Genomic DNA, 19,686 nt, shown 5'->3' with positions numbered 1-19,686 from the left:
GCGCTCCGCTGACGGCCCCTGCACCCAAAGCGTGATGTGTTATCGTGAATCTGCTTGAGCACGACATCCGTGCACATGTCTACACTACGCCGTCAAGACTACACGGTGGGCCAGATTAGCGGCCAGAATCGGGCATGTCATTGTGCCAGGAACGCTGTTAGATCGCGCGAAATGCGCTCAGGTTCTTCCCAGTACATGGAGTGGCCAAGCCCGTCGTAGCGCACGAACTTCGCACTGGGAAGAGCGCGGCGCAACGCCTCTTGGTCACTTTCAAGCATCAACTCATCCTTGTCACCCCACATTATCAACGTAGGTGCTGTGATATGGCGAGCCGCCTGCGTCCAGTCCAACGTCTGAAGCCCGCGTGCGATGCCCCTCCACGCGCATTCGGGCATGGCGGCCTCTTCATGACGCAAGGGCGCCAGCATCGCCTCATCCATTCCGCCGGGATTGGCGGCCCAGGCCTTTATGAACTCACCATTCACATCAAGCGGAAAGCGCGCCTTCGACAGTTCGGCTTCGACCCAGTCAACAAACGGTCCGGTCCTCAGCGTCGAGGATATGAGCACGAGCCTGCTGACGCACTCCGGATGGACCGAGGCCAAGACCCCGGCCGTTATTGAGCCCAAGGAATGACCAACAACGCAGGCTTTCTGATATCCCATTGCCTTGATGAAATCGCCAATGTCCTCAGCAAAATCGCTCGCGTGGTAGCGGCTCTCCGGCTTGGAGCTGTTGCCGTGACCGCGCAAATCCACCGCGTGGTAGTGCTTGTCGCTAAGATGGGGCGCAATGGTTGAGTAGGCACGCGAATTGTCCGAGTAACCGTGCACGAGGATGGCTGGTTCGGCCTCGGTGTTGCCCCATTCGACATAGGCAAGTTGGATCTGTTCATTGATGCGCACGCACTTCTTGGCTGCGACCCATTCCTCTTGCGAGGGGGGCGCGATGATCGCGGCGCTGACCTCTTCGGTCCTCATTTGCAGTCTCCAGCCTATTGCGCGGTAAATCCGCCATCGATCGCCTGCTCGGTGCCGGTGATGTAGGACGCTTCGTCCGAGACCAGGAACAGAATGAGCGAAGCGATCTCTTCGGGCTTGGCCAGCCTGCCGAGTGGGACGAAATCGGCATTGTAGCCGCGCCCCTCGATCATAGGGGTTTCGGTGTCGCCGGGATGGACGCTGTTGACACGAATATTGGCCTTGGCAAGATCAAGAGCTGCTGCCTTCGTCATGCCGCGCACCGCCCATTTAGTGGCGGTATATGCGAAAAAGCCTGCATAGCCGACGAGCCCCGCTGTCGAGGAGACAGTGATAATCGAACCACCACCGCCCTTACGCATGCTCGGCACCACGGCCTTCATGCCGAGGAAAACCCCGGTCTGCATGGTCTCGGTCAAGAACTGGAAGCTTTCGAGGCTGGTCTGTTCCAGCCCTGCTTCCACCAGGATGCCAGCGTTGTTGACCAGGGCGTCTACCGGCGCCCCGAAGAAGGAATCCGCTTCTGTCATGACATTGGCCCAGCCTTCCTCGCTGCGGACGTCGAGCGACACAAAGCGGATTGCCGAACCGATTTCTGTTTCCAGCTTCTTGCCAGCCTCAACATTGCGGTTGGCGACTAGCACTTTGGCACCTTCAGCCACGAAACGATGCACCTGCGCCAGCCCCATGCCGCTGGTCCCGCCGATGATGATGACGTTTTTGCCTGCAATTCTCCCAGTCATTCGATTTCCCTCTTGTTTGGTTTCAGGTGGATGTTGGACCGGCGCGTGGATAGCTCAATCGAACAGTTCCTTCGATCATGAGCTCACGCCATTCCGCGCGATTAGAAAGGATCACGCGCAGCTGTCAGCCAGCCGCCGTCAATCACATAGGAACTGCCGTGGACGTAGTCCGCCTCGTCACCAGCCAGAAAGGCGGTGAGCTTGGCGATCTCCTCCGGCTGGCACCAGCGACGGGCGGGCACCCGGGCGACCGCAGCTTCCATGTCGGGGCTGTGCTCGCCCTTGGTCTCCGGGATCGCCAAAGGCGTTGCCGTCGCGCCGGGGCAAATCTCGTTCACCCGGATCCCGCGCGGGCCGTATTCAAAGCACAGCTGTTTCATCAACCCCTGCAGGCCATGTTTAGAGGCGGTATAGGCCGAGCCACCGCCTGCAGCGCTGAATGCGGAGATCGAAGAGATATTGACGATCGCGCCCTTGCCCTGTTCAAGCATAGAGGGAATGGCATATCTCGCCATCAGGAATGGCCCGGTCAGATTGGTCGCGATCACCGCATTCCAGTCCCGAAGGCTGACCTCATGAAGCGGGGCGTAACTGTCCAGCACACCCGCATTGTTGATCAGCACGTCAACGCGCCCCCAGCGTGCCTTGACCGCGGCCATTGCCGCCTGCACCGACGCCTCTTCAGCGACATCTGTAGCGATTGCTATACCTTCGCCTGGCCCGGCGGCGAGGGCCAGAGTTTCCTGCAGTTTGTTCAACCGCCGCCCGAGGGCCGCCACCTTAGCGCCGCGGGCGACGAATTCGGCGACAATGGCCCGCCCCATCCCGGAGCCGGCCCCAGTGACGATTACGATCTTCCCGCTGTAGTCCTGCAACGTCGTTTCCTTTCTAGAGAAGCTCAACCGGGTCACCTACCCGAACCCGGCCAGGCCGAACCACTTCGGCATAAGACGCGAAGCCAGGGGTTGCGTAGTCTGGCATTAGACCATCTGGAATTTTCACCTTTGGGCGGTAGTCCGTGAGCGCCGGCACGGAGCGTAGGTTGTTGGCGCCGGTGTCAGGATCAAGTTGCGTCACGATGCAACGGGGCACTGACGACCGCACCAGCAGGATTGCCTCTCCAAGCCGCAGCTGACGGCCGTCCCAGCTGTCTTCGATGTGGGACTGTTGTGCCTCGATAACCAGGTTGCTTCGAAACCGCCGCGGATCGACAGGTTGGCCCAAGCGTCGGGACACTTCAGCAAGAGAGGCAGTCGAAACCAGCGTTATTGGCTTGATATCAACGCCACCGTTCGGAGCCTGTGTGCGGACCAGCCGGGTCGGGCGTCCGGCGAAAGCAGTGAGTTCGGCGTCCCAGCGGCCCAGAACCGGTGTGACCTCGACTTGTCGTATCCCGAGGTGGTCGATGGTAGCAACGGGGCCAAAGGTTAAAGGTGCCTCGATTTTGCGGCCATCGGGGAAGGTCAAGCTCATCCGCGCCTCATCCTCGTCGATCCAGGCGGCAAGCGGCAGATAGAGTGCGTGTTTGCTCGGGGAAATCAGACAACCCTGGGCATCGAGCAGCATATACCTGCGATCGCCGGCGATGCCGCTCGGCGTGATCAAGGCGCTGTCGATATGGAGAAAGCGAGTGCACTTAACATGCACCATGCCAAGACTGTGAACCTGCATGGAGAACGTATCTCTCAATCAGGACATTAGGGCGGAGGCGCAGCGTGCGCCGCCGCCCCGTTTGCTCAATTGCGGGCGATTGCGTCGAAAACGCGTTCAGCGCGGCCGAGTTTTTCGTAAAGGTCCTTGCGGTTGACCTTGTAATGGACCGCAAGACCTGAACCCAGCGCGAAGACCCCGATCAGCACGAAAATGATCCAGTTGTTTGCATCCGGTTCGCCACCAACAATGAAGTGGAGGTGCAGCCCCGTGAAGATCGCGACGCTGAGAAGTGCTACTCCCGCGATTGCCGGTGCGATGAACACTTTGAAAGCATTCTCGCGCTCCGGAATTCCGGTCTTGGCAAACCAGCCAATCACAGCCACGCAGACCAGCCCCATCAGGAAGATGACGCCAATCGACCCGATACCAACCACCATGCCGTAGAGCAGACTGCCGCTAATGCCAGTCAGGTAACAGCCTAGCAACAACAGACCAACAACGACTCCAGCGGCCGTGGACGAGCGGTGTGGCGAATGGTGCCTATTGTGAACAGCCGCCAACGATGACGGCAGCGCTCTGTCGACAGCAAGGTTGAAGATGTAACGCGCAAGTACGTTATGGATGGACACAATCGCTGCGAATGTGGACAACGCCACAGAGCAGCGGGCGATCTTGCTGAAAAGCGGAGAGACGAAGATGGAGCTCGAGGTCGCGAACATTCCTGACGGGTCTGTCTTGGCCGCGTCCCAGGCGCCGGAACCAAACGCCTCGGTCATTGCATAGCAGGCCAATGTGTAGAGCAGCCCGATCAGGATCACCGCGCCATACGTAGCGCGCGGGATCGTCTTGTCGGGATCACGGACTTCGTCGCGAAACAATGCGGTCGCCTCAAATCCCATGAACACGAGGATCGCGTAGAGCATCGTCACAGCCATATCCCCATCGGAGAAGGCCTTGAACGTGAAAGGCGCGGAGCTCAGCCCCTCCTTGCCACCAACCGCCAGCGTACAAAGGCTGTAGACCACGACGATGATCACCTCGACCACCATCGCCCAAGTCAGGATTTTTGCAGAAATCTCGATATGCAGATAACCCAGGATCGTCACCGCTAGCCAAGCCAGGATTGTCCATGGCACCCATGAGGTTTCCGGCCCTCCAAAGCCAGTGATCACCGCGGACACGCTTATTCCGCAGAATATCGTGCTGCCCGTAAGCACGAAGAGGTAGGAGAAAACGGCAAGAAATGCCGCGCCCAGCCCCGTGACGCGGCCCAGCCCGGAACTGATGAATGCATAGAAATCGCCGGGTTTGGGAACATGGCGGGCCATTGTCACGTAGCCGATTGCAAAGAGGCCAAGCGCAATGGACGCAAAGACGAAAGCAAGCGTTGCGCCTGGCCCCCCGAAAAAGATCGTGAATGGGATGAACCCATCGACCACTGCCATCGGCGCCGAAAAAGCAAGAACCGTCAGCATTAGCGCTGCGGTGGTCATCTTCCCCGTCAGGCGAATTTCACTGCTGGGTTGCGATCCGATCACGCCGGATCCGATAGTTGTGTCTGTCATCACGTTCCCCTTGTTGTTTGCTTCGAAAAACGAGTTTACTTGTGCGATTTTTTGGACGCGCTTCACTGTGCTTCGCGTCTACGAAGCTTGGCAGGCTCAGCGAAAGTAAATGCTCGTTATGCGTTGATTTTTCTTGGCCGCATTTCTCCTCTCGGCAAGTTAATATAACGAACATTCGTTAGCTAAATCAAGAGATATCTTGCCCCCATCGAGCGGGCAGCCCGTTGCTGATGCTGCTGTGGTTACGTGCTCAGCCCCGGCATATGACGGACTGGATAGGATCTAAGACGGTCGTGCATTTTTGCCCCGATGTGGCGGGCGACTCGTAACGTGCGAGGTCTTTGGGGATCTTCCGTTGCAGTCCGGGTTGCGGGCTGAAAGCAGGCCGACAATGTGCCGTCGACCTTGGCTGTGCCCCTTGGGGCAAGCGCTTGTGGCCGCCTCCTTGTTGGCCCGATGCCTTCCCTCGATAGTAGCAGCTTCCCCCTGCTCACATGGTGCTCGCGGTGAACGCCTCATCTCGGAACCTCCCAACGGGGGCAATGTCATCCTAGCCGCTTCGAAGCGCGCACTTTTCCAACAGCCTTCCGGAACTGCGGATAGTCACCGCGCGCGCTTCGGATAACTCACGCCTTCATCTTTGCGGCGTGGCAAGCAAGATAATCCATCAGGGCTGGCGACAGGCAGTCATAGGGCTGCAATCCGACCACCTCCAGTCGCGCCCTGATGGCGGTCATGTCGGAAGGATCGGTTCCTGTTTCGATGACCGACGAAACAAACGCTGCAAATTCAGGAGGTGACCAGCCCTCCTCTTCCGAGAGCTCAGTGTGGACGAAATCGAGGCCGTAGAAACCGTGCTTGGTGTTTTCAATGCGACCAAACATATGTGTTCCACAATCCTTGCAAGCGTGGCGTTGTATGGTGGCACCGGAGTCGACGATTCCGAGCTTGTCTGCGTTGGCCAACACACTCACATTCTCCTTCGCTGTGACCGCAACGATAGAGAAGATCGCGCCTTCCGGCTTCCAGCATTTGCTACAGCCACAAGCATGATTATGGGCTGTCTGGCCTTTGACGCGAACTGCAACGGCATCCGTCGTACACTTGCAGGTGAGCGTGCCACCTGGAAAGTTTTCGGCGGCCTTGCCCAATACGCCGTTGTCAATCAATGGGTGCAAAGCAACGGCTCTGCGTTCTGTTTTGTTCGTGGAACTCATCGCAGCTTTCCAGTTCTGATAGGGTTCTTTGATTTGCCGCCATATTTGCTTATTCCCTGGTGAACAGCGCTGGCATAACCGGACGAGAACCGTGGAACCTTACCGGCGGCGGTTGGACGCATGCGGCGGGGCCGTTCATGCCAAGGACGACAGGAACTGCTTATGTAAGGACCATGCCGCCATCGACCATGATCGACTGGCCAGTAATGTAGGAAGCGGCGTCCGACGCCAGGAAAGTCGTCACGCCCACCAGATCCGCAGGCACCGATGGGCGACCCAGCAAGATGTTGGCGGAAAAACCCTTGATCAGCTCGTCTGGCTTTTCCGTGATGCCATAGTGACGAGCATCTGCGTCCAGGGCCTTCCACAAGTCAGTCGCAACAACGCCGGGGCAGAAGCAGTTCACGGTGATATTGTCCTTGGCCAGGGCACGCGCTGCAGACTGTGTCAGCGAGACCACGCCGAATTTAGAGGCGCAATAATGCGCATAGTCGGGCCAGCCTTGCTTGCCTGCGATTGAGGCGGTGTTGATGACTTTGCCGGGAGTGCCCTGAGCGATGAACTGTTTCGCCGCCTCTTGGGTGCCGATCAAAACGCCAAGAGTGTTGACCTTAATGATCCGGTTGAAGTCTTCCTCGGTGACTTCCATGAACGGGCAGGTTTGGCTGATACCGGCGTTGTTGAACAAAACGTCCAGGCGCCCATAGGCATTCACCACGTCTTCGATCATTTTTCTGACCGCTGCGCGCTCACTTACATCGACGGCCAGCGCCATCGCCTTTCCACCGGCCCCCTTGATCTCGTCGACCACCTTTTGGGCACCGCTTTTGTTGATGTCCACGACGGCGACAGAGGCACCGTTCTTTGCAAGGTCGATGGCCATGCCCGACCCCAACCCGCCACCTGCACCCGTTACAACAATAACCTTACCTTCTAGAACACCGCTCATGCTTTCCTCCATCGTCGTGCGATTGTTCGATACGTTGTCTAGCTTCGGACATCCGCGACACGGGCTATCGCGCGTGCGCGGACCTCAGCTTTTTGAACCTTGCCGTTTTGGTTGCGCGGAATGGGAGTGTTGCCTACATCCCAGAAGTCGGGGACCTTGTAGTCGGCAATACGCGCCACGAGATAGGTTCGCAGCTGATCGCCGTTCAAAGTGCCGTCGGCTGTGGTGACCAGCGCATAGGTCTTTTCACCCAGGACAGCGTCGGGCACAGCCACGACCGCGCAATCCGCGACTTGCGGATGGGTCATCAGCGCGTTTTCAACCTCTGCGCTGAAGACCTTGAACCCTGCTCGGTTGATCATGTCTTTCAGGCGATCACTGATGTAGATCAAACCTTTCTGGTCGCGGTGGCCGACGTCGCCGCTCTTCCAGTAGCCATCTTGGAACTCCCGCTCGTTCGCGGCGGTGTTGTTCCAGTAGCCCGGAGTGACGTTTGGCCCGCGAATCCAGAGTTCGCCGGATTGCCCGTCAGGAACGGGGTTTCCGTCTGCGTCCATGATGGAAATGTCGTCACATTCGAGTGCCAGGCCAACACTTTCGGGATGGCTGGCGGTAAGTTCCGGCGGCATGATCGTGCAGACCGCGCAAGTTTCGGTTGCACCATAGGCGTTGATCATCCGCAGGTCGGGAGCAACCTCGCTGAACCTCTGGATGGTTGCCGGCGCCATGATTGCTCCGCCATAGACACCGTAGATCCAGCTTGAAAGATCATGGCTTTCAATTGGTGCCTTCATGACAAGCAATTGATACATGGCCGGCACAAAGACCGCGTAGTCGATCTTTTCTTTCTCCATCAGCGCCAGCGTGTCAGCTGGCTTGAACTGGGGGACCATGACAATCGCGCCGCCCGAGGCCAACGTCACAGATGCCAGGGGCCCAAAGCCAGCAATATGTGTGCCAGGAATAGCTAGAATGCTGCGAAGGGGTCGGTCGATCGCCAATGCGTAAAGGTAGTGCAGGCATGTATGCACAAAGTTCGTATGGGTCAGACAGGCGCCCTTAGGCTTTCCTGTCGTTCCTGACGTATAGATGATCACTGCCACATCATCGCTTTTCAATGTGGGCAAGGGTGTGGGTGGCGCGGCCTGCAATGTCTTGAAATGGCCTGATCCCTCGACATCGGCATCAACGAGAAAGACGTGCTCGTTATCGTTTCGGCCAGCAAAGTTCGGGGCCCAAGTGCTGGCGGTGACGATCAATTTCGGCGTTGCATCCCGCAAGATGTGTTCGATGTCGAGCGAACCTAGGCGTGTTCCCAGCGGAATGGCGATCCCACCGCAGCGGATGGCCGCGAGCATTGCCACCAAATATTCCAGACGATTATCGAGCATTACGCAAACGCGTTCACCCGGTGTAATGCCAGCTTTGATATAGCCGTAGGCTGTTCGCTCGATCATGTCGTCGAACTCGGCCCAGCTTACCCGCCGCTCGCCGCAAATCACTGCTTCGGAGTTGGCATATCGTGCGGCCGAGTGCCGGATCATTGCATCGTAGCTCTGGGGGCGGCTCCGATAGCTACGCAAAGGGAAGCCGCGGGACTTTGTGGCCCCGTTGATGAGATCGGGAACCTGCCACTGCCCATCCACATGGATGCCAAACGGCCGCCCCGCATCATCGTGGGCTGCAAATTCGTCAAAAGACCCGGCCGCGGGAATGCCCAGTGTGTCAGAGGTGCCAGTGACCATGGTGCAACGCTCCTATCAGGAGCCCGTCTTCGCGGCCTTGCCAAGACCCGAGCGGCTGCACATCTCGATGAATTCGGTTGAAGACATCAGCTCGCGACCGAGGCTTTCGGCAATCGTCTTGGTCAGGTTGAACACGTCGACATTTCGTTCGATCTTTTCGTCACTGTGCGGCCACTTCCAGACGGTGTCTTCCATACCGACACGGACATGAAGTCCCATCAGCAGGCCCAGGGTCGCCAGATGCAGGCTGGCCCGGCCCCCCGCGCAAACGATAATGTGCGCTTCCGGATCCACCTGGCGGATCAGGTCAACCTGGCGCACCAAACCATGGATCATGCTCTCGGGTGTGTACATTGGTGAGCAGCCCGGCAGGCCCGCAAGAAGCAGCCATGTCAGCGGCCCCTGGACCACTCCACTGTCAATCAGCAACCGACGGGCATTATCGATGTCGCCATCGGTGTAGACGGCAAGTTGCGGCGTCATCCCAGCGGCAAGGACTTGACGCGTCTTTTCGATGATGGTGTGGGGCGGCTTTACGAACAGGTTGTCGCCGAGGATCAGCGCCGTCGTGTTCACGGGAACCGCGCTGACAAGGCGACGTTCGAGAACCCGCGCCATTTCCGCGGCTTCAAGGTCGTTTACCGCAACAAGACAGCAATCCAGGGCGACCCCGGCATTGTTAGACCGCAATTCCCCCAGTACTTCTCCGAACAGACCGGCGTCGAGCGCATTGTAGCCCCGTTCGTCACGCACGTGGATGTGGATGATTTGGGCACCCGCGGCGATGCATTCCTGTGCCGAGGCAATGATTTCAGCTGCGGTCTGCGGCTGGTTGGGGTTCTCTGCCTTGGTATAGAACGCGCCGTTGATGGCAACTGAGATCGCGGCTTTCGGTGGAGCCTTCCAGCGCGGCATCTGCTCGGCGCCAGAGATAGCACTTTTTCCGGCAGACATGACTTCGGGGAATCCGTAGGGCTTCCAGTAGGTAATGGCGCCTTCGCGATCGACCAGTTTGTTGACGCGTTCCCAGTTGATGCTGTTTGGCTTCATTACCAACCCCTGCGTTGAGCTGTTTTTCAGTTGCTTTCCACAAGGCCAAAGCGAAGTGGTCGGCTGATCCGATGAGGACTTACGCTATAGGAGGATGTAGCGAGCCGCTGCGGTCGCGGGGCCAATTGTTATGCCAAGTGGGACAAAATGGGACGTCCTTCCCAACCGAAAAGGGCAAACCAAGTTGAGCTGCGAAAGACAACCGGACGCGGGTGGAAGTGGCTCGTTGCCGCTATTGCGTGGGCGATCCGTGGCGAGATTTATCGAGACGCGTCGGCCGCTGACTTATGATCGGGCATCGTGTGACCGGGATGCCACTTGTCGTGTGCTCCCACCAGCATAGCATCAGGGTTCAAAAAAGCGGTGACAAGCAAGTCGTCAGCCGCTCTCGCCGCAAAGCCCAAGCGCTCGTCGCCGCTCTGGAGATCTTGTCGCCATATTGTTGCGTCTAGGCCAAGCAGGACTGGTCTTGGCAACGACCGATACAATCGCAACGACCCATGCGGCGACGATTAGATTCTGCGCTCAGTTGCCAGTCTAACTTGGCTGAGCTGTTCTTCCATATATCCAGAAGTTTCAGGCCATCGCGGCGCCATGAAGCGTCCTCACCAATTTCTCACTGCTGTCCACCTCCCCAGGGTGGCGACACATCCCTTGTGTCGAAGCCGATTTTTTTCGGACATGATTGATGTGACTGTGTTATTGTGCTTACAATCGTTAGTTAGGATTTCTAAAGATCCTCTGGCCGATCCTCATTAAGTGGCTGATAAAGATAAAAAAACGTCCACTTGTGACAGAGGCCGGAAACGACCGTTAAGATACGAATGGGAGGTTATGAATGACGCATATTCTTTTCGGAACAGAAAGTGGTAACTCCGAGATGGCGGCCGACGATATCGCTTCGGCGATGCGGCAGCATGGGAAATCTATGCAAGTCGTCCCGATGGAAGACGCTGATGTCAGGGGTCTTTCCGCTCACGAGTTTGTCGTGGTCGTCACCTCAACATACGGTGATGGAGAGTTGCCTGAAACCACCCAGCCTTTTTTTGACGCCATGCAATCCAAACGCCCCAATTTGTCGGGACTGCGCTTCGCCGCGTTTGGTCTGGGTGACAGCGCCTATGAAACTTACGGCAATGGCATTGATAAGGTAACTGAGTTGATGACCTTGCTGGGTGCCACACAAGTTGGCGCAACAGGCCGCCACGACGCCGCGAAAAGCGAACCTCTATCTGATGTCGCGATGCGCTGGGCTAGCTCGCTGATACCAGCCCTGCCGACTAACGCCAGAACCGAGGTTCAATGATGAACACGCAAGTCTCCGTCACCCATCAAACCCTGTTGCCTTGGACTGACCCGGAATTTCGGACCAATCCTTACCCCTGGTACGATGTCTTGCGCCAACAGGCACCGGTCTATCTCGATCCCAACGGATCGAACACCTACAATGTCTCTCGATATGCCGACGTGGCAAAATTCGGCAAGCACTCTTCTTTGACGTCGCGCGCGCCGGCTTGGATCAAGAAAGGGGCATGGGGCAGATTCAAGGATTCGATGATCGTCACAGATCCGCCTGAACACACTGCGCTGCGCCGGCTCTCGAACAAATGGTTCACACCAAAAATGGCGGCGCAATGGATTGAAGCCAGCACGGCTGAGGTCAACCGCGTGATAGATGATCTCGGTCCCAACGGCATGTTGGAGGGCTTCCGCGACCTTGCACTGATGCCTGCGCACTATGCCATGTGCAAGGCGCTGGGAGTGGCTAACGACGGCTACGATGCGGGTTCCGCTTATATGCGTGACGCGATGATCGGACTTGGCGCGGCCGTGACCGAGGCAGAGGAAGAACGCTGTGTGGCAGCATTTGCCTTCCTGCAGGATCGGGTTGACCTCCACATTGCCCGAGCGCGCGACAACCCTCAACCTGGCGCGCTTTCCAATTGGGTTGAATTGGTCGCCGCCGGTGAGATGACCGAAGTCCAGTTGAACGAAGCGCTGATCCTCTTCTGGGCGACGGGTACACCCAACGCAGCCTACCTTATCGCCGGTGGCCTTGAACTATTCGCCCGCCGGCCCGAGTACTTCACCATGTGGCGCGATGCTCATGAAAAGCACCATGCCATTCTAAATGAGCTTGCGCGCCTTCACACCGCGGAAATGTCCTTTGAACGGTTCACCACCGAGCCACTTGAGATTGCTGGTGTGACGATCCCGGCGGATGGTCATATCCGTTTCCTGATTGCGAGCGCGAACCGCGATCCAGAAGCATTTGAGAACCCTCATGAGTTCCGCCTGGATCGCCCAGCCGACAACGTGCCACATATCAGCTTTGGAGCTGGTCCGCATTCGTGTCCTGGAACAGTTATTGCACAGGCTGAAGCGACAGCGGTTTTCAACACGCTGGCCGCGCGCGTTCAGCGCATCGAACTTGGCGGAGCGCCGATCTACGGGCATGACGACCGCTCAGCGCGCTATCTCCGATTGCCACTTCGCCTCGTCAGGTGAGATGGCCTCGATCAATCCGGAACAAGCCTAAACAGGAGCAGGCAATGGCGCGTCCAAAACAGAATATCAGCAAGGAAACCGTCGCAGCTATCGACGCACAGCATGAATTGATGCGCCTGGCATATGAAAACGCCGACGCAGAACTCCTTGGAAATGAATTCTTTACCGATGACGCCTGGGTTGTAGGCGGCGCCGATATGACATGGCGCAACCGAAGCGGAATGATCTCGCTCTATCGCGACATCGTCGGCAAGTATCGCTGGAAGAACGATCGAGAAAGCATCATCCAACTTTCGGAGACTGTGGTGTCTGAGTTTCTCATTGGCACAATAGTACCTGTCGACGAAAGCGACGAAACACTCCCCTACAAAATCCAGCTCATCTGGACAAAAACAGATGGAAAATGGAAATGCTTGTCGCAATTCTTTGGATCTGGAACGGATTTTGCTTTGAAACAATAGTGACAATTGGCGACCATCGCTGATGTCTGACTACCCTTGATGCGACTTGATTGGTGAGTGTTCTGATCTTTTCAAAGATATTGGCACAATCCGAACAGGTTTTGTCACCCCGGCGAAAGTAGGGAGAACGACGGGCACGTAAAGTGGGATTTCGGTGCGCAAAGATCGACCAAGATACGCAGGGAGGGAAGGATTTGCGCGAGGAGGAGGCTCGCGACAAACCGTCACCGCATTCGGTCATCCCGCCTATTTCTCCAATCATCTCGGCGTGTGCGGTTGGGGCTAGCCAGACAATTCCAGTACACTTCGAGGAAAAGACATGATCAAGGTACTTTTCGGCACGGAGAGCGGCAACTCCGAGATGGCAGCAGATGACATCGCTGCATTGCTGTCCAGTGGCGGCGCTGCAGCCAAGGTCGTGCCGATGGAGGACGCGGATGTGCAGGAACTGGCGTCCGACAATTTCGTGATAGTAATCACCTCGACATATGGTGACGGCGAACTTCCAGAAACGACGCAACCCTTCTACGACTCGTTGTGTAATTTGCGACCCGATCTTGCAGGTCTGAGCTTTGCTGCCTTCGGTCTCGGCGACAGCTCCTATGAAACGTATGGCAATGGAATCGACCTGATCACGGCGCTGCTCGTCGAGCTCGGCGCCAAGCAGATTGGCAAAACAGGACGCTATGATGCAGCGAAAGCTCAGGAACTGAGCGTCGTTGCCGCGGACTGGGCCACCAGCGTCGCTTCGGAATTGACGGCATAAAATTTGCGGGGGCGAAGGCAGCGTAGCAAGCACCGGAACTGGCTCTACTTGGTCATCTTGGCCAGTGGTTGGCTTGACGGGAGAACCAATAGCTGGTCCCGGCAAACCCGGGCTTAGTGTTTTCTAGGTTGCGCCTAGGTGCCCCTCATCTGACCCGTCTTGCCTGATCCCATAGGCACCATACCAGATGGGGCGATCAAGGTCCTGTAAACCCGGGACGAAGGGGAATCTTCGGCGGCCGGGCAAGCCAACCGCCGAGGACAAGACTGTCTCTTTAGAGATAGCTTTTGTCACGCTTTCAAGCGCACCGATGTCGGAGAAGGCCTATCGTCGGCTGGGGCTGAAGGACGCCTCTTAAGCGGCCAACGGCTGAGGAGGATCTAAATGGTACAATCGGAAGCTGATCGGCTACAAGTAATCGAAGCAGTCACGAAATATGCTTGGGGGTACGATGAGAAGGACTTCGGACTTCTCGCCGAGGCGATGGCCGCCAATGCAACGAGCGGCGGAAAGATTACCGGCACCGACGTGAGTTGGGGCCCAATGAACGGCCGCGATGAGGTTGTTTCAGGTCTGCGAGCTATGAGAAACGGGCAGACGATACAGCCGCGCCACTGCCTCGGCAACTTTCTATTTTCCAAGCAAAGCAATAGCTCGGCTTCCCTGCGTTGCTATCTCACCCTCCTCGCATCCGAGGGTGGGCGCGCCGGCGTGGCGACTGCCGGCTATTTCGACATCGATGCTGTCAAGGAAGCGAACATATGGCGGATCAGCCGTTTGGACGTCACGCTCGATGCCCCATTCTAACGACGGTGGCCCACTTTGGTGCCTGCCGCAAGCTGACTTCGTGTTGGTGAGATTCTGAGTAGTCCAGGAATGTTCGCCAAACCGCTCTGACCACGACGCAGCAAGCCGACGGTCTCTGGGGCAGCTGACGGACGCCAACGGACCAAAGCCCGCGGGGTGTGCGGCCGGGACACAGAGCAAGGCCGCTCGAGATTGGGCCATCCGATGTTGCCAGTATCGTCGGTGACGCGCCGCCCTAAATCACCGGCCACGCCATTATTGCTGAAGGAATGGCCTTAACCTGAAGACCATATCCGCACGTCTTTTCGCAATCTTTCAATGGGAGAGGAATAAATGTCTAGATTGACTGCCAAGGCGCTGGCCTGTTCATTTGCAGGATTGCTTATGCTGCCGGCCCTAAGCTACGCCGGTCCCGTTGAAGATCTGATGAAAGCACAATTCGGTAGTGTCGTTACCGACCCAGCCATTCAGGATGCCTTCGCGCGGATGGCCAAACCGATTTCAGCGGAAATTCGTGCCAAAGCCCTGGAGTGCTACAAGGCCAACAGTTGCGACACTGGTACCGGAGGAGCGGTGTCGGTCGCATACGCCGATGGCTTTGGAGAGAATGTCTGGCGCCAGGTCACGAAGATGGAGTTCATTCTCCAGGCGCTGACCTATCCCGAGATCGGCAAGATCCAGTATGTCTCGGCACGCGGCGATGTTTCCAAGGCGATCTCGGACATGAGCGCCTACATCGCACAGGGTGTCAACGTCATCGTGATATATCCCGACGCTGGCGAGGCCATGCTTCCTGTCGTTCAGGAGGCAACCGAGGCAGGCATCAAGGTTGTGCTCCACAACGGCCCCGCAATCGGCACTTCCGGAAAGGACTACCTGACCAACGTCAAGGAAGACATCTGCGGGCTCGGAGTCGCTTTGGTCGACGCCGTCAAGGAAGGCAACCCCGAGGCCAAGAATGTCGTGGAGCTCGGTGGCACGCCGGGCAATACACTATCATCGACCTGGCAGGGCTGCGCGGACCCGGAAACCGAAAAGAAGGGTCTGAAAGTCCTTACCAAGCTGGATACCAACTGGACCCAGGAAGGCACTTTCTCGGCCGTCTCGGCTGCCTTGGCGCAAAATGGGAACGTCGACGGCTGGATGTACGAATATGCAGATGGTTTCCGTGGCGCTATTCGAGCCTATCAGACGGCTGGCAAGCCGCTCGACACGGTAGCAGCCCTGCGCACGGATGAGCAGGGCATTTTCTGCGATTGGGAAGACGCCAGGAATCCGAACTTCAAACTCTTCTACTCGTCGGCCTACAACATCACCACGCGCATTGCACTTACCGCCGCCTTGCGCTCCATCGCCGGTGAAAAAATCCCAGCGGACCTGCAGATACCCTTTTCGCTGAAGCCGGTGAAGAAGGGATTGTGCAACAGGGATTTGCCGATGGAAACGTCGGTGTCGACGACCGTCGACGCGGAAATGCTGAAGGCCATGTTCAAGAACTAAGGCTCACAACCGCACCGACAGGCTCGGATTTGATCCGAGCCTGTCGCCCAACTTCTCGAAGGAAACCATAGAACGCAAACCATGTCGGACCTGGTGCTGAAGCTCGACAACGTTTCCAAAACGTATCCAGGCGTTCGGGCCCTGAACAATGTCAGTTTCCAATGCAGAGCAGGCGAGGTTCATGCGATCCTCGGCGAGAACGGTTCTGGCAAAAGTACGCTGATGAAGGTTGCCAGCGGCGTGGTAAGACCGGACACCGGCTCGATCGAAATTGGCGGCCATCCGCTTCTTACTACCGATGCCGCGCTTGCTTGTAAGTTGGGCCTGGCGACTGTCTATCAGGACGACAGCCTGGTTCTTGAGCTGACGGTCGCGCAGAACCTCTTTCTCGCTACCCCGCGCGGGGCCGTTCCTTATGGCAAGATGCACCGGCACGCGGCGCAACAACTTGAAGCGGTCGGCTTCAATATCTCACCTGACGCGATCCTGCAGGATCTAAGTCCCGCACAACGACAGTTCGTCGAAATCGTCAAGGCGCTGCAATCCAATCCGCGCGTACTGCTGCTCGATGAGCCCACCGCTACGCTGGATAGCGATGGCGTGCGAAAGCTCGCCCGGATCATCAAGGATCTGACGAGCCGCGGCACCGGGATCATTTATGTGAGCCACCGATTACCCGAAGTTCTCGAATTCGCGGATCGGATAAGCATTCTGCGAGACGGAGTGCATCGCGCTACGGTCCCCGTGACGGACGACCTGTCGGAGCGCGATCTCGTCTCCCTGATGGTCGGGCGCGGAATTGAAAGCGAGTATCCGCCCAAACCCAATATGTCGCTCGACCGGCCCGTCCTCCAGGTTCTCGGCTTGTCGGGACGCGGCTTCCACGACATCTCATTCACCGCGCATTCGGGTGAGATCGTCGGCATTGCCGGGGCCGAGGGCAACGGCCAGCGAGAAATCCTTCGCGCCGTCGTAGGCCTCTCGGAATCGACAGGGCTTGTGAAGTGCGATGGTGTTCCTGTCGATATCAGATTGCCCCGCACCGCGATCGAAGGCGGCGTGCTTTTCCTGAGCTCGGACAGAAAGGGAGAGGCCATCTTTCCCGACCTAAGTGTCCAAAAGAACATGGCACCTTTGCTGCTGGGATACTTTTCCCGTTTCGGATTCCTGTCGGGCAGTCACGAGAAACGCCAAGCGGCCAATATGAAGCGCGACTTTGTCGTTGCCGCCGACTTGGGTACCCCGATTATCGGTCTGTCAGGCGGAAATCAGCAGAAGGCTGTGCTTGCGCGCTCTTTCCGCTCTGGCGCGAAGGCATTCCTTATCGACGAGCCGACCCAAGGCGTGGACGCCGGTGCGCGGTTTGAAATCTACCAAGCAATCCGCGAGAATCTGAGTGAAGGCGGCACCTGCGTGATCAATTCCTCCGATGGTCAGGAACTGGCCGGCGTTTGTGATCGTGTTCTGGTCGTTTCGCGGGGACGGATCGTCCGCGAACTGACGGGAGAGGACCTCACCGAGGAAAAGATCGTTGCGAGCTTCCTGACCTCCAGGTCTGCTCAGCAGACTTCGAACGAGCAGCCGGTTGCGGGCGTCGCGGGAGTGCTTTCCAAAGGCATCGACTTTCTGGCCAATGGAAGTTCTGTTTGGTGGGTGCCTGTGCTCTTTCTCGCAAGCCTTATCCTGGCGACCGGCATCTACGCGACTTTGTCGAACCCGGTGTTCCTCAAGCCGATCAACCTGCGGCATGCACTCTTGGCGCTCAGTCCGGCCGGCCTTGTCGCAATGGCGCAACTCAATGTGCTTCTGGTTCGCGGCATCGATGTGTCGGTGGGTGCGATGATGAGTTTGACCGTCGTGTTGGCGTCATTTGTAATGATGAACGGCTTGACCAGCCCGTATATCATTCTGGGACTACTGCTTGTCCTCGCCCTGGGATTGAGCGTCGGACTGGTGAATGGGCTTGTGGTCCGTCTGGGCGGAGTCAATGCCGTCATTACAACGATAGCGACGCTTAGCATCCTACAGGGCTTTGCCCTCATCGGGAGACCTACCCCCGGCGGACTGATCAGCACAGATTTGACGGGCTTGCTCAACGGGCGTGTCGGCTTTCTCCCCTACTCAACGCTTCTACTGATCGTCATTGCTGTTGCCGGTGACTATTGGCTTCACCGCACCCGATCGGGCCTTGAAGCCAAGGCGACTGGATTTCGCGAAGAGGCTGCGCGGCGAAATGGTATAAGGATCACATCCATTCATTTGCGGGCCTTTATGCTGTCGGGCGGCACGGCTGCCCTTGCAGGACTCTTCTTGGGTGCACAGGTCGGGACCGGCCACCCGACCGTCGGGCAGAACTTCGCTCTGGCCGGTATTGCCGCTGCGGTCCTTGGCGGGGCGGCGCTGACGGGTGGACGTGGTTCCTTCAGCGGCGCGCTGTTTGGCGCACTGTTTTTCACCTTGATGATCAATATCATCTCGCTGTTGGGGCTTAGCTCAGCCTTCGGCGTGATCGCCAGCGGGATCATGACGCTGGCCGCGATCTTCCTTTATTCGGGTCTTTCGGAGTTTAAGCGACTGGTGAAGAGCCTGTTTCGCCCTTCCTCTCGTGCTCAGTTGGAACGGGTGTGATGATAATGTCCGCAAGTCCAACACCGAAGTTCGAAAATGTGTCAGACCCTGCCCCAGCTGCTGAGTTCGCACGGCAAAAAAACCGCACTTACTGGATCGAGCCACGCTTCGCAGCGATCTGGGCGGCGCTTGGTCTCATGCTTGTCATAAACGGCATTTTCCTGCCGCGAAGTGTCGACCCTGCGACCATTCTTTCCATTCTGCCTCTGGCCGCGTTCCTGACGATCGCAGCGATAGGTCAGTCGCTTGTGATCATGTCCCGCGGCATCGACCTGTCGGTCCCGGCAATCATTTCTCTGTCGAGCGCGGTCCTTCTTGGTGTCTCGAATGGCAGCGATGATCGCTTGTGGTTGGGTGTCGGAGCCGCGGTCCTGGCCGCAATGCTGGCTGGCGCAGTCAGCGGCAGCCTCATCGCGGCCCTGCGATTGAATGCACTGATCGTGACACTCGCTGTGGGATCCATCGTGACTGGCATAGGTATCTGGTATCGGCAGAACGCGGTAGCGGAGTCGATGGTGCCGCCACCTCTGGCCGAGTTTGCCAGCAGCCGGCTCTTGAACGTGCCCGTCAGCGTCTGGCTCGCAATAACGATCCTGATCGCTCTCACGATCATCCTGAAGAAGACCGCCATCGGGCGCCGGTTCGAGCTCGTCGGCACCAACCCCTCCGCCGGCCATCTTATCGGACTGAGCGTGCAGCTTTATCAAGTCAGTGCCTATGTGGTGGCCGCTGCTCTCTACGGTGTCATGGCCGTGCTGTTGTCCGGGTTTATCCGCAATCCGACCTTGGATGTCGGCAATCCATATCTGCTTGCCCCCATTGCCGCCTCCGTCCTTGGCGGAACGGCCATTAGCGGGGGGACAGGAAACTTCATCTCGGTGTTCGGTGCCGCAATCTTTCTTACACAACTCGACCAGTCGCTGAAGATGCTTGGGGTGCCCACCGCTTGGCAGATGATCATCCAGGGCCTTGCAATCGCGTTGGGCATGTTTCTTTCGGAAATGTCGTCGCGGCGTCGCGCTAGCTGAACCCGAAGGCTTCTGGAGAACCCTGATTTGGGTCCGGAGAAATACTAGTGAGGCTACGCGTGACAATTCACTCTTTGCTGCGGAAG

At 57.6% G+C, this 19,686-nt stretch carries 17 protein-coding genes; 8 read left to right on the top strand and 9 right to left on the bottom strand.

Annotated elements, in window-relative coordinates; all coding sequences use genetic code 11:
- Positions 1–137 precede the first annotated feature (137 nt).
- The 9 genes from EN874_RS24350 to EN874_RS24310 form a co-directional block, all read right to left on the bottom strand.
- Entirely contained in the window at positions 138–980 is an 843-nt protein-coding gene (locus EN874_RS24350; protein ID WP_127426945.1) for an alpha/beta hydrolase, read from the bottom strand.
- A 14-nt stretch (positions 981–994) separates the two neighbouring features.
- The gene (locus tag EN874_RS24345) at positions 995–1,723 is read right to left on the bottom strand and encodes an SDR family oxidoreductase (RefSeq protein WP_127426944.1); all 729 of its coding nucleotides are present in this window, start codon (positions 1,721–1,723) and stop codon (positions 995–997) included.
- Between the two features lie 101 nt (positions 1,724–1,824).
- Positions 1,825–2,598, bottom strand: coding sequence for an SDR family oxidoreductase (locus EN874_RS24340; RefSeq protein WP_127426943.1), 774 nt, complete (start codon positions 2,596–2,598; stop codon positions 1,825–1,827).
- A gap of 13 nt (positions 2,599–2,611) precedes the next feature.
- Positions 2,612–3,394 carry an MOSC domain-containing protein gene (locus EN874_RS24335; RefSeq protein WP_127426942.1) on the bottom strand — a complete coding sequence of 261 codons (783 nt, stop codon included), beginning with the start codon at positions 3,392–3,394 and terminating at the stop codon, positions 2,612–2,614.
- Positions 3,395–3,459: 65 nt separating this feature from the next.
- On the bottom strand, positions 3,460–4,941 hold the full coding sequence (locus tag EN874_RS24330; RefSeq protein WP_127426941.1) for an APC family permease: 1,482 nt from the start codon (positions 4,939–4,941) through the stop codon (positions 3,460–3,462).
- A gap of 626 nt (positions 4,942–5,567) precedes the next feature.
- The gene (gene gfa, locus EN874_RS24325) at positions 5,568–6,158 is read right to left on the bottom strand and encodes an S-(hydroxymethyl)glutathione synthase (protein ID WP_127426940.1); all 591 of its coding nucleotides are present in this window, start codon (positions 6,156–6,158) and stop codon (positions 5,568–5,570) included.
- A 160-nt stretch (positions 6,159–6,318) separates the two neighbouring features.
- Complete coding sequence (locus EN874_RS24320; RefSeq protein WP_127426939.1) at positions 6,319–7,107, bottom strand: glucose 1-dehydrogenase; 789 nt, start codon at positions 7,105–7,107, stop codon at positions 6,319–6,321.
- Positions 7,108–7,145: 38 nt separating this feature from the next.
- Complete coding sequence (locus EN874_RS24315) at positions 7,146–8,852, bottom strand: AMP-binding protein (protein ID WP_127426938.1); 1,707 nt, start codon at positions 8,850–8,852, stop codon at positions 7,146–7,148.
- Positions 8,853–8,867: 15 nt separating this feature from the next.
- On the bottom strand, positions 8,868–9,902 hold the full coding sequence (locus EN874_RS24310) for a 3-keto-5-aminohexanoate cleavage protein (RefSeq protein ID WP_245513654.1): 1,035 nt from the start codon (positions 9,900–9,902) through the stop codon (positions 8,868–8,870).
- Positions 9,903–10,740: 838 nt separating this feature from the next.
- Here EN874_RS24310 and EN874_RS24305 point away from each other — a divergent pair.
- The 8 genes from EN874_RS24305 (at position 10,741) to EN874_RS24270 (ending at position 19,600) form a co-directional block, all read left to right on the top strand.
- Complete coding sequence (locus EN874_RS24305) at positions 10,741–11,208, top strand: flavodoxin domain-containing protein (RefSeq protein ID WP_127426937.1); 468 nt, start codon at positions 10,741–10,743, stop codon at positions 11,206–11,208.
- The gene (locus tag EN874_RS24300; RefSeq protein ID WP_168247580.1) at positions 11,208–12,410 is read left to right on the top strand and encodes a cytochrome P450; all 1,203 of its coding nucleotides are present in this window, start codon (positions 11,208–11,210) and stop codon (positions 12,408–12,410) included. Before EN874_RS24305 ends, EN874_RS24300 begins: the two co-directional genes overlap by 1 nt.
- Before the next feature lie 44 nt (positions 12,411–12,454).
- Complete coding sequence (locus tag EN874_RS24295) at positions 12,455–12,871, top strand: nuclear transport factor 2 family protein (protein WP_127426935.1); 417 nt, start codon at positions 12,455–12,457, stop codon at positions 12,869–12,871.
- A gap of 319 nt (positions 12,872–13,190) precedes the next feature.
- Positions 13,191–13,637, top strand: a complete 447-nt coding sequence (locus EN874_RS24290) for a flavodoxin domain-containing protein (RefSeq protein WP_127426934.1) — start codon at positions 13,191–13,193, stop codon at positions 13,635–13,637.
- A 384-nt stretch (positions 13,638–14,021) separates the two neighbouring features.
- Complete coding sequence (locus tag EN874_RS24285) at positions 14,022–14,444, top strand: nuclear transport factor 2 family protein (protein ID WP_127426933.1); 423 nt, start codon at positions 14,022–14,024, stop codon at positions 14,442–14,444.
- 333 nt (positions 14,445–14,777) lie between these two features.
- A complete protein-coding gene (locus tag EN874_RS24280; protein ID WP_127426932.1) occupies positions 14,778–15,944 on the top strand; it encodes a substrate-binding domain-containing protein in 1,167 nt (388 codons plus the stop codon).
- 81 nt (positions 15,945–16,025) lie between these two features.
- A complete protein-coding gene (locus EN874_RS24275) occupies positions 16,026–18,572 on the top strand; it encodes an ATP-binding cassette domain-containing protein (RefSeq protein WP_127426931.1) in 2,547 nt (848 codons plus the stop codon).
- A 5-nt stretch (positions 18,573–18,577) separates the two neighbouring features.
- A complete protein-coding gene (locus EN874_RS24270) occupies positions 18,578–19,600 on the top strand; it encodes an ABC transporter permease (RefSeq protein WP_127426930.1) in 1,023 nt (340 codons plus the stop codon).
- Positions 19,601–19,686 lie beyond the last annotated feature (86 nt).

Source organism: Mesorhizobium sp. M1D.F.Ca.ET.231.01.1.1 (assembly GCF_003999155.2).
Lineage (GTDB): Bacteria > Pseudomonadota > Alphaproteobacteria > Rhizobiales > Rhizobiaceae > Mesorhizobium.
This window is presented reverse-complemented; position numbering and strand designations above follow the sequence as displayed.

Bases quoted from the DNA above. Each gene is read 5' to 3' on its own strand.
- EN874_RS24305 (WP_127426937.1), top strand. From the start codon at position 10,741: ATGACGCATATTCTTTTCGGAACAGAAAGTGGTAACTCCGAGATGGCG.
- EN874_RS24295 (WP_127426935.1), top strand. From the start codon at position 12,455: ATGGCGCGTCCAAAACAGAATATCAGCAAGGAAACCGTCGCAGCTATC.
- EN874_RS24310 (WP_245513654.1), bottom strand. From the start codon at position 9,902: ATGAAGCCAAACAGCATCAACTGGGAACGCGTCAACAAACTGGTCGAT.
- EN874_RS24275 (WP_127426931.1), top strand. From the start codon at position 16,026: ATGTCGGACCTGGTGCTGAAGCTCGACAACGTTTCCAAAACGTATCCA.
- EN874_RS24320 (WP_127426939.1), bottom strand. From the start codon at position 7,107: ATGAGCGGTGTTCTAGAAGGTAAGGTTATTGTTGTAACGGGTGCAGGT.
- EN874_RS24270 (WP_127426930.1), top strand. From the start codon at position 18,578: ATGTCCGCAAGTCCAACACCGAAGTTCGAAAATGTGTCAGACCCTGCC.
- EN874_RS24315 (WP_127426938.1), bottom strand. From the start codon at position 8,852: ATGGTCACTGGCACCTCTGACACACTGGGCATTCCCGCGGCCGGGTCT.
- EN874_RS24350 (WP_127426945.1), bottom strand. From the start codon at position 980: ATGAGGACCGAAGAGGTCAGCGCCGCGATCATCGCGCCCCCCTCGCAA.
- EN874_RS24330 (WP_127426941.1), bottom strand. From the start codon at position 4,941: ATGACAGACACAACTATCGGATCCGGCGTGATCGGATCGCAACCCAGC.
- EN874_RS24335 (WP_127426942.1), bottom strand. From the start codon at position 3,394: ATGCAGGTTCACAGTCTTGGCATGGTGCATGTTAAGTGCACTCGCTTT.
- EN874_RS24345 (WP_127426944.1), bottom strand. From the start codon at position 1,723: ATGACTGGGAGAATTGCAGGCAAAAACGTCATCATCATCGGCGGGACC.
- EN874_RS24300 (WP_168247580.1), top strand. From the start codon at position 11,208: ATGAACACGCAAGTCTCCGTCACCCATCAAACCCTGTTGCCTTGGACT.
- gfa (WP_127426940.1), bottom strand. From the start codon at position 6,158: ATGAGTTCCACGAACAAAACAGAACGCAGAGCCGTTGCTTTGCACCCA.
- EN874_RS24290 (WP_127426934.1), top strand. From the start codon at position 13,191: ATGATCAAGGTACTTTTCGGCACGGAGAGCGGCAACTCCGAGATGGCA.
- EN874_RS24285 (WP_127426933.1), top strand. From the start codon at position 14,022: ATGGTACAATCGGAAGCTGATCGGCTACAAGTAATCGAAGCAGTCACG.
- EN874_RS24280 (WP_127426932.1), top strand. From the start codon at position 14,778: ATGTCTAGATTGACTGCCAAGGCGCTGGCCTGTTCATTTGCAGGATTG.